The 14,002-nt window shown below is 64.3% G+C and carries 18 protein-coding genes and 1 pseudogene; 10 read left to right on the forward strand and 9 right to left on the reverse strand.

Annotated elements, in window-relative coordinates; translation table 11 throughout:
* Positions 1-428, forward strand: a 428-nt coding sequence (locus H8A92_RS35770; RefSeq protein ID WP_229200020.1) for a collagen-like protein, incomplete at its 5' end; no start/stop codon positions are given.
* A gap of 53 nt (positions 429-481) precedes the next feature.
* Here H8A92_RS35770 and H8A92_RS35775 read toward each other — a convergent pair.
* Positions 482-709, reverse strand: coding sequence for a hypothetical protein (locus tag H8A92_RS35775; RefSeq protein WP_229200021.1), 228 nt, complete (start codon positions 707-709; stop codon positions 482-484).
* Between the two features lie 86 nt (positions 710-795).
* On the reverse strand, positions 796-1,062 hold the full coding sequence (locus H8A92_RS35780) for a DUF2277 domain-containing protein (RefSeq protein ID WP_212017778.1): 267 nt from the start codon (positions 1,060-1,062) through the stop codon (positions 796-798).
* Between the two features lie 176 nt (positions 1,063-1,238).
* Between H8A92_RS35780 and H8A92_RS35785 the strand changes: the two genes are divergently transcribed.
* The gene (locus tag H8A92_RS35785; RefSeq protein WP_016840968.1) at positions 1,239-1,484 is read left to right on the forward strand and encodes a DUF2188 domain-containing protein; all 246 of its coding nucleotides are present in this window, start codon (positions 1,239-1,241) and stop codon (positions 1,482-1,484) included.
* 15 nt (positions 1,485-1,499) lie between these two features.
* Here the strand turns inward: H8A92_RS35785 and H8A92_RS35790 are convergent, their stop codons facing one another.
* Positions 1,500-2,189: an ArsR/SmtB family transcription factor gene (locus tag H8A92_RS35790; protein ID WP_229200022.1), complete on the reverse strand. Its 690-nt coding sequence runs from the start codon at positions 2,187-2,189 to the stop codon at positions 1,500-1,502.
* 133 nt (positions 2,190-2,322) lie between these two features.
* Between H8A92_RS35790 and H8A92_RS35795 the strand changes: the two genes are divergently transcribed.
* The 4 genes and pseudogenes from H8A92_RS35795 (at position 2,323) to H8A92_RS35815 (ending at position 5,248) form a co-directional block, all read left to right on the forward strand.
* Positions 2,323-2,724, forward strand: a complete 402-nt coding sequence (locus H8A92_RS35795) for a nuclear transport factor 2 family protein (protein ID WP_229200023.1) — start codon at positions 2,323-2,325, stop codon at positions 2,722-2,724.
* 111 nt (positions 2,725-2,835) lie between these two features.
* Positions 2,836-3,896: pseudogene (locus H8A92_RS35800) on the forward strand (alpha/beta fold hydrolase).
* Between the two features lie 404 nt (positions 3,897-4,300).
* Complete coding sequence (locus H8A92_RS35810; protein ID WP_229200024.1) at positions 4,301-4,654, forward strand: hypothetical protein; 354 nt, start codon at positions 4,301-4,303, stop codon at positions 4,652-4,654.
* 168 nt (positions 4,655-4,822) lie between these two features.
* On the forward strand, positions 4,823-5,248 hold the full coding sequence (locus H8A92_RS35815) for a hypothetical protein (RefSeq protein WP_229200025.1): 426 nt from the start codon (positions 4,823-4,825) through the stop codon (positions 5,246-5,248).
* Positions 5,249-5,344: 96 nt separating this feature from the next.
* On the opposite strand, the gene bfr is transcribed toward H8A92_RS35815, so the two are convergent.
* Positions 5,345-5,833, reverse strand: coding sequence for a bacterioferritin (gene bfr / locus H8A92_RS35820; protein ID WP_029084046.1), 489 nt, complete (start codon positions 5,831-5,833; stop codon positions 5,345-5,347).
* A 230-nt stretch (positions 5,834-6,063) separates the two neighbouring features.
* Complete coding sequence (locus H8A92_RS35825; RefSeq protein WP_163155435.1) at positions 6,064-6,339, reverse strand: (2Fe-2S)-binding protein; 276 nt, start codon at positions 6,337-6,339, stop codon at positions 6,064-6,066.
* A 374-nt stretch (positions 6,340-6,713) separates the two neighbouring features.
* Between H8A92_RS35825 and H8A92_RS35830 the strand changes: the two genes are divergently transcribed.
* Positions 6,714-7,019, forward strand: coding sequence for a hypothetical protein (locus H8A92_RS35830; protein WP_229200026.1), 306 nt, complete (start codon positions 6,714-6,716; stop codon positions 7,017-7,019).
* A gap of 237 nt (positions 7,020-7,256) precedes the next feature.
* The gene (locus H8A92_RS35835) at positions 7,257-7,541 is read left to right on the forward strand and encodes a hypothetical protein (RefSeq protein ID WP_173641278.1); all 285 of its coding nucleotides are present in this window, start codon (positions 7,257-7,259) and stop codon (positions 7,539-7,541) included.
* Positions 7,542-7,638: 97 nt separating this feature from the next.
* Here the strand turns inward: H8A92_RS35835 and H8A92_RS35840 are convergent, their stop codons facing one another.
* From H8A92_RS35840 to ettA, 3 genes are all read right to left on the reverse strand, one after another.
* Entirely contained in the window at positions 7,639-8,838 is a 1,200-nt protein-coding gene (locus tag H8A92_RS35840) for a lytic murein transglycosylase (RefSeq protein WP_229200031.1), read from the reverse strand.
* 150 nt (positions 8,839-8,988) lie between these two features.
* On the reverse strand, positions 8,989-9,573 hold the full coding sequence (locus H8A92_RS35845) for a TIGR00645 family protein (protein WP_163155409.1): 585 nt from the start codon (positions 9,571-9,573) through the stop codon (positions 8,989-8,991).
* A gap of 188 nt (positions 9,574-9,761) precedes the next feature.
* Positions 9,762-11,411 carry an energy-dependent translational throttle protein EttA gene (gene ettA, locus H8A92_RS35850; RefSeq protein WP_229200027.1) on the reverse strand — a complete coding sequence of 550 codons (1,650 nt, stop codon included), beginning with the start codon at positions 11,409-11,411 and terminating at the stop codon, positions 9,762-9,764.
* A 273-nt stretch (positions 11,412-11,684) separates the two neighbouring features.
* Between ettA and H8A92_RS35855 the strand changes: the two genes are divergently transcribed.
* Positions 11,685-11,936 carry a hypothetical protein gene (locus H8A92_RS35855; RefSeq protein ID WP_229200028.1) on the forward strand — a complete coding sequence of 84 codons (252 nt, stop codon included), beginning with the start codon at positions 11,685-11,687 and terminating at the stop codon, positions 11,934-11,936.
* Between the two features lie 117 nt (positions 11,937-12,053).
* Positions 12,054-13,016 (forward strand): D-2-hydroxyacid dehydrogenase family protein, encoded by a 963-nt coding sequence (locus tag H8A92_RS35860; protein ID WP_229200029.1) that lies wholly within the window; start codon positions 12,054-12,056, stop codon positions 13,014-13,016.
* Between the two features lie 71 nt (positions 13,017-13,087).
* Here H8A92_RS35860 and H8A92_RS35865 read toward each other — a convergent pair.
* Positions 13,088-14,002, reverse strand: a 915-nt coding sequence (locus tag H8A92_RS35865) for a L,D-transpeptidase (protein ID WP_229200030.1), incomplete at its 5' end; no start/stop codon positions are given.

Genomic DNA, 14,002 nt, shown 5'->3' on the forward strand with positions numbered 1-14,002 from the left:
GACCGGAAGGTCCGCGCGGCAAGCCGGGGCCACAGGGCAAGGCGGGCGCGCAAGGCAAGGCAGGCCCTCAGGGCAAGCCGGGGGCGCAAGGCAAGGCCGGTGCACAGGGTCCACGCGGCGAAGCTGGTCCCCAGGGACCGCAAGGTCCGGCCGGCCCGCGCGGTGAAGCCGGCCCGCCCGGCCAGTTGCCGTCGATCGAGCAGGTGATGCCGTGGCTGCACATGATCTTCGACGCCTGGGAAGACCACAAGCGCACCAGGGAGCGTGAAGCCGCCGAGCTCGCCGAGCGAGAAGCCGCGGAGCGCGCCGAGCGCGCAGCTGCGGAAGCGATCGCGCTCGAGGTGGACGCGGTCGACTTTGCCGATGGTGACGATGAAGACGACGATCACAAGAAAAAGAAGAAGCATCGCAAGAAGGACAAGAAGTAACCCTTCCTGTCATTGCGCGACACGGCCGGCGAAATCCGTGTCGCGCGCGACGCTCAGCGCTCTGCGCCTGGCGTGCTCGGAGGATCGGACGGCCGGGCGAACTGCATCAGCTGGAACACCCAGCGCATCGCGTAGTACCAGGCAACGCCGGCGAACGCCCCACACACCGACAGGATGATGACGTTGGCGAGGTCGATCGTGCCGCTTGACCACAGCATGCCGCAGGTCCAGAGCACGGCGAACGCAATCGAACAGAGAGTGAGCAGGGCGGCAGGCTTCATGGCGTTGCTCCGGGGGGCGGCTGAACGACACTGATGACCGGAAGCGCGGCGCCGTACCGTGACCTGCGTCACGGAATGCCGTGGCGTCAGCCGAACCGCAGGCGCGAGCGCTCCCTCGCCTTCTCCGCCTCGATCTCGCGATCGCGCGCCGGGGCGTTGGTCTGCAACGAGATCAGGAGCTTGCGCGCGGCGTCCGAGACCTCGGTCACGGCAAGGTTGAAGGCGGCTTCATTGGACTGCGATGGCTTGTTGAAGCCACTCAGTTTGCGCACGAATTGCAGCGCCGAAGCGTGGATCTCGTCCTCGGTGGCGGGCGGCTCGAAGTTGAACAGCGTCTTGATGTTACGGCACATATCAGTCTCCCTCGCCCGCACCAGCGGGGCGGCTCTCTCGATGTCTGAGCATGATCTTCTCGGAAAACCGGCCTCCACTTTTCCGGATCATGCTCAAGGACGATCGGCTGCTGCAAAATACGACATCGTGGTCTATTCTGGCAGCCTCATCGTCCACGGCGGAAACGAGGTTCCGGATGAGCCACGTGATCTACAAGGTTGTCCAGCACGACGGCGGTTGGGCCTATACCGTCAACGGGGTGTTCTCGGAACCGTTTCCGACCCATGCCGCGGCCTTGGCCGCCGCCCGGCGCGCCGCCAACGAACAGCGGGTTCCCGGGCGCACCGAGGCGATCCAGTACGAGACCTCGGACGGCAAATGGCTGACCGAAACCGCCTCCGGCAATGACCGCCCGGAGACCGAGGTTGAGGACGGCCGCTAGGTCACTCACGCGCTCTCAGAACGGAACCTGCACACCGAGCCGATCGAAGAACGCCCGTCCACGATCGGTGATCCGCAACGCGCGCGGAATCCGATGCGGCGCAACGCCGCGGATCTCGACCAGACGCGCCAGCACGGCATTGGCAAACGGACCGGCGAGATGCGGCACGCGCTCGGTCCAGTCGTTGCAGAGCCGCAGGTGCGGCTGCCGCGCCGGATCGAAATCGATCTCCTCGGCGCGGCACCAGGCCAGCCCCTGCTCGGTCACGCGACCGTCGCGGCCCTCAATGACGACGAGACGACGGCGGATCAGCGCATTCGACAGCAGCACACCGAGCTGGCCCGCAAGGTGATGGTAGCAGGTGCGCGATTGCCTGAGCTGGTCGGCCGGCATCGCACGCTTGCGGGCCGCAGTGGATTTCGCCGCCAGGTCGACGAGGCTCTCGATCAGCGTCGCCACGTCGTCGTCCCTGATCCGGTAATATCTGAACCTGCCCTGCGCCCACACCGACAGCACGCCCGCATCCACCAGCTTCTGCAAATGTGCGCTGGCGCCTTGCGGCGAAATGCCGGCAACCGCGGCAAGCTCGCCCGCCGGCAGCGCCTTGCCGTCAGCCAGCGCGCTGACCATCGCCTCACGCACCGGATCGCCCAATGCCTCGGCGATCCGCGAGAATCCCGTCTGCACGGGTTGGGATGATCCCACTGCATAGTCCTCCCATATCGCGCTGTCCTACGCGCATTCGCGTCCCCATGAAACTCATTTCAGATTTTCCTGAAACGTCGCGACGGCCGCTTCCGGTCAAATCGGCGCGGTTCAACGTAACAACGGAACGATCATGACAGCAGGCAACACCGACGCGGAACGCATCTACAAGCTTTGGGACGAGGCGCTCGGCAACAAGGACCTCGAGGCGGCGCTGGCGCTCTATGCGTCCGACGCCTCGATCGAAAGTCCGCTGGTCCAGCATTTGATGCAGACCAAAGACGGGATCGTCCACGGCCGGGAGGCGCTGCGCGAGTTCATCACGCGGGTGTTCCGTACCAACCCGCCGCAGCGGCGGCGCTTCAAGCAGGGCTTCTTCAGCGACGGCCGGATTCTCACCTGGGAATATCCGCGCCAGTCCCCGGACGGCGATCAGATGGATCTGGTCGAGGTCATGGAGATCGGGGACGGCCTGATCCAGCGCCACCGGGTCTATTGGGGATGGTATGCGCTGAACGTACTGAAGGCAGGCTAGCCGAACACTTCTTCGCCAGCCGCGCCGGCGTGCTCTCGGACAACGCTTTCCCTCATGCTAGGCTTGCACCGAGGCGGCTGGACAAACGCGCCGCGCGTGGGGAGAAGCACCATGATCCGTTTGTGCGCGGCGCTTCTGGCCGCTCTCGTCTCGATGTCGGTACCGGCCATGGCTGCAGATTATCCCGCGCCGCAGGATGGCGAGTGGATCGCGAAGGACTTCAAGTTTCACAGCGGCGAGGTGATGCCGGAGCTGCGGCTGCACTACACGACGGTCGGCGCGCGTCCGGACAGCCGGTGCTGGTGCTGCACGGCTCCGGCGGCTCGGCCGCCAGCATGCTGACGCCGAGCTTTGCTGGCCAGCTGTTCGGCCCGGGCCAGCCGCTCGACGCATCGAAATACTACATCATCATCCCCGACGGCATCGGGCACGGCAAATCGTCGAAGCCGTCGGATGCGATGCGGACGAGCTTTCCGAAATACGATTACTACGACATGGTCGACGCGCAGTACCGGCTCGTCACTGAGGGGCTCGGCATCAAGCATCTGCGGCTCGTGATCGGCAACTCGATGGGCGGCATGCATACCTGGATCTGGGGCGTGCGCTATCCGCAGATGATGGACGTGCTGGTGCCGATGGCCTCGCAGCCGACTGCGATGGCGGCGCGCAACTGGATCCTGCGCCGGACCATGCTGGACACGATCCGCAACGATCCGGACTACAATGGCGGCAACTACACCAGCCAGCCGCGGATGATGAAATACGCCATCGCGGCCTATCGCTTCGCCAGCGCCGGCGGCACGCTCGGCTACCAGACGCTGGCGCCGTCGGCGCCGCAGGCCGACAAGATGGTCGACGACCAGCTGGCGTTGCCGGTCACCGCGGATGCCAACGACTACATCTATCAGTGGGAGGCCTCGCACGATTACGATCCATCCGCCGGAATGGAGAAGATCGAGGCCACGCTGCTTGCGATCAATGCGGCTGACGATGAGCGCAATCCGCCAGAGACCGGCGTCACCGAGACGGCGGTGAAGCGGATCAAGAACGGCAAGATCTATCTGATCCCGGCGAGCAGCGAGACGCGCGGCCACCTCACGACCGGTGACGCGAAGTTCTATGCCAGGCAATTGCAGGACTTGTTGCAGACTGCACCGCAACGCACGATGTAGCGATCGGGATCAGGCGATGTCCGCAAATCGCTTCCGCCGCACAGCGCTCAGCCTGCCCGAGGTGGTGGAAGGCGCACATCACGGCACTGCCGATTTTCGCGTCGGCAAGCGCATCTTCGCAACGCTCGGCTATTGTCCGCCTCGCCAAAGCCGATCAGGTGACGCTGCGCAGCGCGCTCACGATGGCCCGGGACAACATCGCGGCGAAGCCCGCAAAGAAGGTACGCGCGAAGGAGCCATCCTGAGCATCGCGATCCCGCACTGCATCAAGCAGGGATTGCGGAGTTTCGCCGATTCTTTGAGCATGCATCCCGCGCGCGGTTCGTGCCTAATCGCGCAAACACCGGATTCGCGGCAGCGACGCGGCGCGCGGGTCACGCAGAAGTTTTCGCCGGAGGAAGGCAATGCGAAGGCTGGCGCATGTCGCAATGCTTGCGTCGCTCGTCACGTTGGCGGGCGCCGCGCTGGCGTTCGACAACGGCCAGTACGAGAACGTGCCGCCCGACATCCGCGCCTGGTTCAAGAGCGTGATCGCGCCGAACGGCGTGCCGTGCTGCGACATCTCCGACGGCCATCGCACGAGCTATGATGTTCGAGGCGGCGCCTATTGGGTGCCGATCGAAGGCGAGTGGATGATGGTGCCGGAGCGCGCCGTGATCCGCGATCGCGGCAATCCGGTCGGCGAGGCCGTGGTGTGGTACGTGCACCACCGCGGCAACATCATCATCAGCTGCTTCGTTCCCGCGGACGCCGTCTGAAGCGGTGCGCCGTCGTCGCGGACCTGCACGCGGGATCGCGTCAATTTGAGACAATTACGCTCTGTTAACCTTACTTTTTAACCAATAATTAAGGATGAGTTTGCGGGCGCCCTCAGGCGCGGCCTAGCGTCTGCAGAAATGCTCCGTAACCGCGAGTTGGTGCGTGCCATGGCCGATCGGAAAATGGCGTATCGAACAGTTGGGGCGCTGACGGCGTCCCTCGGCGTTGCAGCGCTGCTGCTCGCTTCCTCCACCGAGACCTATGCGAGATCCGGAACGGCGCCGCGCGGCACGTTTTCCTCGCATCATCCGGCCTTCCGCCATCATGTGCGCTCGCCCGGCATCGTGTTGCCGGACGCGGGCGGATATTACGATGGTGCGGCGAGCGTTCCCTTCGCCGCCGAGGTCCCGGCGCCGGTCTCCAACGACGTCCGTTACACCTACACCCAGGACGTGCCCTGGGATTGGGCGCATCGATATCCGCCGGCCGTGGTGCCGTCGGATCGCCCCTATGTGTCGAGCTGCCCGACCGAGAGCGTGACGGTGCCCGGACGCGACGGAGACCGCACCGTCAACATCACGCGGTGCTACTGACGGATCGCTCCATCCGGATCGGAAAAACAAAAGAGGCCGCCCGCAAGGACGGCCTCTCGAATTTTCAAGGTCACGCTCTGCGCGCGAAGCGGCCGATCAGGACTCCTCGCCCTTCAGATGACCGACGTGCTTCTGGGTGTAGAGCTCGAGACCGATGCGCTTGATCAGGTCGAGCTGGGTCTCGAGGAAGTCGATGTGATCTTCCTCGTCCTTCATCAGCTTTTCGAACAGGTCGCGGCTGACGTAGTCCTTGACGCCGTGGCAGTAGGTCGCCGCCTCCTGGTAGAGCGTGCGGGCGCCGATCTCGGCGGCCAGATCGCACTCGATGATCTCCTTGACGTCCTGGCCGATCTTCAGCGGATCGAGCACCTGCAGGTTCGGGAAGCCGTCGAGGAACAGGATGCGATCGACGAATTTGTCGGCGTGCTCCATCTCCTCGATGGACTCCTTGCGCCAGACCTTGGCCATCTCCAGGAGGCCCCAATTGTTGAGCATCCGGTAGTGCAGCCAGTACTGATTGATGGCGGTCAGTTCGCTGCGCAGCCCCTTGTTCAGATAGTCGATGACCTTCGGGTCGCCTTGCATGATCCACTCCACCTGTCGCGGCCAAACCGGCCAGCACTGAATTTAGAACGCTTCTAAGTCAGATTACCGGAGAGAGCAATCCTTCGCGGAAGCAGCGCGTGGATAACCGGATTCGGTGAATTTGGCGGGGACGGAGCGTTTCCAGCGACGCAAAGCCGGCCGCGGGAAGAAAACGCATCGGAACAGGAAGCTGGAGCTTCGGTGCAGATCGACCGGACGCTGAAATTGCCTTAGCAGGCCGCGAGCGCAAACTCGGTGGCGGGCTCGCCGTCCTCGTTGGCGGCGTGCGGATGGCCGGCATGGGGACAGCCGGCGCAGCAGGCCTTGGCGCAGGGGCCAAGCGCCTCGTCGATGATCGCCTTAATGGTGCGCGCGCAACGGCCGCATTCGGCACTGCAGCCGAGGCAGCCATACACCTGCTTGGCATTTCGGGTCACGGACCCGCCGCCGTTGACGGCATTGCGGACATCGTGGTCGCTCAGGACGTTACAGGAACAGACAATCATCAGAGGAGGCAGGTCCAACGGGTGATGCTCGCCAGTATGGATATGGTCGGCCCCGGCGGGATGCAAAAGGAAAAAGCGGTTCTTGTAGCAATTCCAAACTGATGCGGGATTCATTCTGGAATGAATCTAAATCGGTCGGCCCCGGAGCCTCCGGGAATAAGAAACCCATCGGGCGGATAGGTCAGGCCAATCCGCCCTTGCATCGCCGCAAGCCGCCACAAGTACCTGTGCGTTGCAAGATATTCCAAAAGCTGCAAGCATTTGGACGCGAATAGGGCAGCGTCGTTCATTGATCATTCAAGCGGAATATGGAACCCTCCGGCAAGACAGATCGCCAACGCACGCTGTCCCTGCCCCGTGAGAAAGGTGAGGTCATGAAGAAGACATTGCTGGCGCTTTGCGCCGCCGCCGCTCTGGCGGTTTCGGCTGTGGCGGTGCCCGCCCCCGCCCAGGCACAACGCGGTGTCGCCGCTGGCGTCGCTGCGGGGTTGATTGGCGGCGCCATCGTCGGTGGCGCGATCGCTTCGCGGAACGGTTATTACGGTCCGGGATATGGCTACTACGCGCCCGGTCCGGCCTACGTCGCCGAGCCCGGTTACGGTGCCGACTGCTTCTGGCAGCGCCAGCGCTTCTGGGACGGCTACACCTGGCGCGTTCGCCGCGTTCGCGTTTGCGATTGATCGACGTTCATCTCGATTAAATCGAACCAAACGTCCCGGAAAACCGACTGTTTGTCCGGGACGTCTGCTGTAGATGGCCAGAAAAAACCGCTTTTCTGCGCGATGAGGCTGCGGACGTTTACTTTCGGTTGACTGTTCTGCGCTGTTTAGCAAGACAGCAGTTCGAGATCAGCGTGTGAGTCACCCTAAACCCGGCGTCGATCCACGACGCCACCATCTTCCAGGAGAGCCAAAGACATGAAGAAGACTTTAGCTGCCCTTGTCGCCGTTACCACGATTGCCGGTTCGCTGGCGGTTGCTCCGGCTGCCAAGGCTGGTGACGGCGGCGCCATCGCGGCCGGCGTTGCCGGCGGCCTGATCGGCGGCGCCCTGCTCGGCGGCGCGATTGCCGGCGCTCGCCCGGCTCCGGTCTATGTTGCACCGGCCCCGACCTATGTCGAAGAAGCTCCGTGCCGCTGGGTTCGTGAGCGCTTCTGGGACGGCTACGGCTGGCGCTTCCGTCGCATCCAGGTTTGCGACTGATCGACTGACACGCTTTTCAGCATCACACTCGAAAACCCGGCCTCATGGCCGGGTTTTTGTTTTCCGCAGCCAGGCGCTCGTACGGCAATCAGCCCGATCAGCGCTGCCCGTTCATCGCGCGCAGCACCGCCTCGCTCGGCCAGCAATCGACCTTCAGCCCGGCCTGCTTCTGATAGGCGCCGAGCGCCGCGCGGGTCTGCATCCCCGCCTTGCCGTCGAGCTTGTCCTTGTAGAGCCCGATCTTCGTCAGCTGCTGCTGCATCGCCTCGACGTCGGCCGAGCGCAGCTGCTTCGACGCCGACCATGGCGTCGCGAATGGCTGCGGGCTCGTCATGCGGTCGGCGAGATGGCCGACGAACAGCACGTAGAGATCGGAAAAATTGTACTCCTTGATCACGAAGTAGTTCGGCGTGGTCAGGAAGGCCGGACCGTAAATGCCCTCCGGCTGCAGCAGCGAGGCTGATTGCGCCTGCTCGTTCGCGTTGAGCTTTTGCCCGCGCACCGGCACGAAGCCGGCCCGCAGCCACTGGCTGATCGGTTTTGTCACTTCGGGCACACCCATCGTGCAGTCGGCATTGGCGGGTGCCGTGACCTCGTAGGCCCAACGCACGCCGGGCTGCCAGCCCTTGTTGACCAACTGCTGCGCGGCCGAGGCGAGCGCGTCCGGCACCGAATGCCAGATGTCGACACGGCCGTCGCCGTCGAGGTCGACGCCGTGCTTGTAATACTCCGACGGCAGGAACTGGGTGTAGCCGGTCGCCCCCGCCCAGGAGGAACGCAGTTCCTTGCGCGTCACCGCGCCCTCGCCGAGGATCTTCAGCGCCAGGATGAACTCGGTGCGGTACTGATCCTTGCGGCGGCCGACATAGGCCTGCGTCGCCACCACGCGCAGCGTATCATAGGGCAGCGAATAGCGGCCGTAGTCGGTCTCGCGGCCCCAGATCGCCAGCACGATGGTGGCGGGAACGCCGAACCGCTTCTCGATCGCATCGAGCGATAGACGATATTTCTGCAGCAGCCGCTGCCCCTCCGCCGCGAGCCGCGCGATCGAGGCTTCCTTGATGTAATCGGCCGGCACCTGCACGAACTCGGCCTGCGCCGGCGCGCCGGTTTTCGGGCGTCCGGGCAGGATCAGATCGGGCAGCTTGTAGTCGGGCTCGAGCCCGCGCGTCTCGCGCTCGAACGTCTCGCGCGACACGCCGGCCGCCTTGGCCTCCGGCCACAGCGAGGCGATGAATTGCGTGAACGCGGCGTCGCCCGCGCGCGCGGGTGAGACGACCGAGAAAGATGCGAGCAGAAGCCCGAAGGCAAGCGCGCGGAGGAATGTCAAATCCAACAACCTGTTCACGCAGCGGTCCAATGGGCGCGCCGTCAGGCGAACACCCGCGATATCAGTGTCGTGAGCCTTATCACGACACCGGATTGCTGTGAACCTCGGCGGCCGCGCTCAATGCGCGGCCTGCTGCTTGGCCCCCTCGATCGAGTCGTTCGACAGCTTGTCGACAAGGGCGATGCCGATCGCCGACAGGATGAAGACGCAGTGGATGATGGTCTGCCACATCACGCCGGTCTCGGTGTAGGTGCTCTTGCCGGACGACAGCGCGCCCGCCTCGATGAAGGTGCGCAGCAGATGGATCGACGAGATGCCGATGATCGCCATCGCCAGCTTGATCTTCAGCACGCTGGCATTGACGTGGCTGAGCCATTCCGGCTCGTCCGGGTGCCCCTTCAGATTGAGCCGCGAGACGAAGGTCTCGTAGCCGCCGACGATCACCATCACCAGCAGGTTCGAGATCATGACGACGTCGATCAGGCCGAGGACGGCGAGCATGATCTGCTGCTCGCTGAAATCGAAGGCATGGGCGAACAGGTGCCACAGCTCCTTCAGGAACAGCACGACATAGACGCCCTGGGCGATGATCAGGCCGACATAGAGCGGCAATTGCAGCCAGCGCGATCCGAAGATCAGCATGGGAACGGGACGCAGCGACCGGCCCTTGGAGCGGGCGGGCGCGTCTGAGATGGCGGACATGTTGTAGTGCTCGCAGGATTCGATTTGCGGGGAGCGCTCTATCTACGCAATCCCGCGCGCTTGAAAAGCGACAACTGGCCGCAGATTGCGCCGCGATGCCGTCATGATCCTGCAAATTTGCGCGTGGTGATGCGCGCTCTATTCACTCGTCATGGCCGGGCTTGTCCCGGCCATGACGATGTCTCAAATCACCGCGTCAGCTTCTTGTACTTCACGCGGTGCGGGATGATGCTGTCCTGTCCGAGCCGGCGCATCTTGTCCTTTTCGTAATCCTGGAAGTTGCCCTCGAACCATTCGACGTGGCTGTCGCCCTCGAACGCCAGGATGTGGGTCGCGATGCGGTCGAGGAACCAGCGATCATGGCTGATGATGACGGCGCAGCCGGCGAAATCCTCGAGCGCCTCTTCCAGCGCGCGCAGCGTGTCGACGTCGAGGTCGTTGGTCGGTTCGTCGAGCAGCAGCACGTTGGCGCCGGACTTCAGCATCTTGGCGAGATGCACGCGATTGCGTTCACCGCCGGAGAGCGCACCGACCTTCTTCTGCTGATCGGCGCCCTTGAAGTTGAACGACGAGCAATAGCCGCGCGAATTGACTTCCTTCTTGCCGAGCAGGATCAACTCGTTGCCGCCGGAGATCTCTTCCCACACCGTCTTCTTGCCGTCGAGCGCGTCGCGCGACTGGTCGACATAGCCGAGATGCACGGTCTCGCCGACGGTGATGGTGCCCTTGTCGGGTTGCTCCTGCTTGGTGATCATCTTGAACAGCGTGGTCTTGCCGGCGCCATTGGCACCGATCACGCCGACGATGCCGCCGGGCGGCAGCTTGAAGGTAAGATCGTCGATCAGCAGCCGGTCGCCAAAACCTTTGCTGAGGCCCTCGAAGTCGACGACGTTGGCGCCGAGTCGCTCAGCGACCGGGATAATGATCTGCGCGGTCTGGGTCTGCTTCTCGCTCGCCTGCTTGAGCAGCTCCTCGTAGCGCTGGTAGCGCGCTTTCGACTTGGCCTGGCGGGCCTTCGGCGAGGACGCCACCCATTCCTGCTCGCGGGCCAGCGTCTTCTGGTGCGCGGCATCCTCGCGGCCCTCCTGCTCGAGCCGCTTCTGCTTCTGCACCAGCCAGGACGAGTAGTTGCCCTCGTAGGGAATGCCGCGGCCGCGGTCGAGCTCGAGGATCCAGCCGGTGACGTTGTCGAGGAAGTAGCGGTCGTGGGTCACGATCAGGATCGCGCCCGGATAATTCCGCAGATGGCCTTCCAGCCACGACACCGACTCGGCGTCGAGATGGTTGGTCGGCTCGTCGAGCAGCAGCAGTTCCGGCTGGTCGAGCAGCAGGCGGCACAGCGCAACGCGGCGGCGTTCACCGCCCGACAGTTTTGTGACATCGGCGTCATCGGGCGGGCAGCGCAGCGCGTCCATCGCCTGGTCGACCTTGCTGTCGAGATCCCACAGGCCCTGCGCCTCGATCTCGTCCTGCAGCTTGGTCATCTCATCGGCGGTCTCGTCCGAGTAGTTGACGGCAAGCTCGTTGTAGCGGTCGAGGATCGCCTTCTGCTTGGCGACGCCCTGCATGACGTTTTCGCGGACCGACAGCGAGGCATCGAGCTGCGGTTCCTGCTCGAGATAGCCGACGCGGGCGCCCTCGGCGACCCAGGCCTCGCCGTTATACTCCTTGTCGAGGCCGGCCATGATCTTGAGCAGGGTCGACTTGCCCGAGCCGTTGACGCCGAGCACGCCGATCTTGGCGTCCGGGTAGAAGCTCAGATGGATATTATCGAGCACCTTGCGGGTCGGGTACGCCTTGGTCAGACCCTGCATGAAATAGATGAACTGGCGAGCCATCCGCTGTCCCTGGAATTGATCCGATTTGTGGAAATTTTGCTGCCGCCGATGTAACGGCCGGCCCCCGAAAGCGCAACCGCGGGGCCGGCGTTTTCCATCCGTTCACCACGTTCCGTCCATTCACCACGGGTGACTACGGGTTCGCGACCATGTGTGCGCCGAATCACGACAATTGAAACCATCTTTTAATAAATCAGGCCAAAACTCGTTCTCAACGCCGAAAAACGGCGATTTTCGCGGCAGAACCGCGACCAAAACAGTTGAGGCCACGTCATGGCTACCATCATTTCAGCACCTCTTTCGCGCCCGGCGATCAAAGGCGAGGCGACGCTGTTCGCCGAATTCCGCGCCTTCTGGCGGGCCTTCGTTGCCAAGGCTTTCAATCCCTACCGTCCGGAACTGCACTATATGCGCGGCCCAGGCCCGGCCTGCCGTGCCAAGCAGATGGCGCTGTCGCCGGCGGTCCGATCGATGCTCGCCGATATCCGCACCGAGAAAGCGCAGAAGCCATCCCGCCCGGCGTGACAATCGCCCTGATGTGAAAGCGCGGCCGCTTGCGCGCCTGCCGATTGCGCGCGACCATGACGGGCATCCCGACGGCTGATCTCCTGCCGTCGGCCTCACCCTGAATGGATCTTCCCGATGACGCGGCTCTGCTGTGCAATCCTCGACGACTATTTCGACATCGCGCTTTCGCTGGCCGACTGGCCGGCGATCAAGGATCGCGTCGAGGTCACCGTGTTCGACAAGCCGTTCACGAGCGAGGCGGAAGCGGCGGCCAAGCTCAGGGAATTCGAGATCGTCTGCGCGATGCGCGAGCGCACCCCGTTCCCGAAGAGCCTGCTCGATGCGCTGCCCAAGCTGAAGCTCCTGATCACGTCTGGCATGCGCAACGCCGCGATCGACATCGACGCCGCCAAGGCTAGCCAGGTGGTGCTGTGCGGCACCCAATACGGCCGCGATCCCACCGCGCCCCTGACCATGGGCCTGATCCTGGAATTGACCCGCGGCATCGGCCGCGAGAACGCGCGGATGCACGCCGGCGAACCGTGGCAGACCTTTGCCGGCACCGAGATCGAAGGCAAGACGCTCGGCGTCATCGGTCTCGGCAAGCTCGGCAGCAAGGTCGCCGGCATGGCCAAGGTGTTCGGCATGAACGTCATCGCCTGGAGCCCCAACCTCACGCCGGAGAAGTGCAAGGAGGTCGGCGTCGGCTACGCCAGCAAGGACGAACTGTTCGCGACATCAGACGTCATCACCATCCACGTCGTGTTGAGCCCGCGCTCGCGCGGACTGGTCGGCGCCGCCGATCTCGCCCGGATGAAACCGCAGGCCTATCTCGTCAACACCGCGCGCGGGCCGATCGTCGATGAGGATGCTCTGCTCGCGGCGCTGCGCGACAAGAAGATTGCCGGCGCCGGCATCGACGTGTTCTCGGTCGAACCGCTGCCGTCGGATCACCCGCTGCGCAAGCTCGACAATGTCGTGATCACGCCGCATCTCGGCTACGCGACGCGCGAGAGCCTGCAGGCGCACTATCAGCAGATGGTCGCGTGCATCGATGCCTTCACCAAAGGCGACGAGCCGCCGCGGCGCCTCACCTGAGACCGGCTGCTTGCGGCAACAAAAAAGGCGCGCTGTTGGCGCGCCTTTTTCAGGATGAATTGCAGGTCGGGTTAGCGGACCGTCACCGGCGCGGGCAGCGGCTGCACCGAGGTCGGCTGCGTGCCGGGCAACGGCGCGGCCTGGGCCTGCGTCGGTGCGGGAGCCATCGGGTTCGCGGGCGGCGCGGCGGAGGCCGTCGTCGTTCCCGGAGCAGCACCGCCGGGCAGCACAACCACGCGGGTGCCGACCTTGGCGCGTTCAAACAGATCCGAGACGTCCTCGTTCAGCATGCCGATGCAGCCCGACGAGACGAACTTGCCGATGGTCGACGGCTGATTGGTGCCGTGAATGCGGTACACGGTCGAGCCGAGATACATCGCGCGGGCGCCGAGCGGGTTGCCGGGTCCGCCGGCCATGAAGCGCGGCAGATAGGGCTGACGCTCGATCATCTCGGTCGGCGGATGCCAATCCGGCCACTCGGCCTTGCGGGTGATCTTCTGCACGCCGGTCCAGGTGAAGCCGTCGCGGCCGACGCGAACGCCGTAACGGATCGCCCGGCCGTTGCCGAGAATGTAGTAAAGGTAGGTGTTCGGGGTATCGACGACGATGGTGCCTGCCGGCTCCTTGGTCGCGAACGCCACTTCCTGACGACGCAGATTGGGCGCCAGCTGCGCCGGGCCGTCTTCCGGCTGTTCGTCCGGCGGCAGGGCTGCGATCTGCACCGGCTTGCCATTGGCACCGACCGGTGCCTGCTGCTGCGACACGGCTCCGGTAACGCCCTCGGGCGGACGCATGCCGCCACGGTCGTCGCCATAGGAAACGCCGGCTGCGGGAACGCCGTTGTCGCGATTGGCTTGCTGCGCGCCCGGACGGTCGCCATAGATCACCGGCGGCGGCCCCATCGGCCGGCCATAGCGCGGATCATCGGGCGACATCACCGGGCCAGTCGGCACTCCACGGTCGGAATAGACCGGCGCATTCATCGG

The organism is Bradyrhizobium acaciae, from assembly GCF_020889785.1.
Classification (GTDB): domain Bacteria; phylum Pseudomonadota; class Alphaproteobacteria; order Rhizobiales; family Xanthobacteraceae; genus Bradyrhizobium; species Bradyrhizobium acaciae.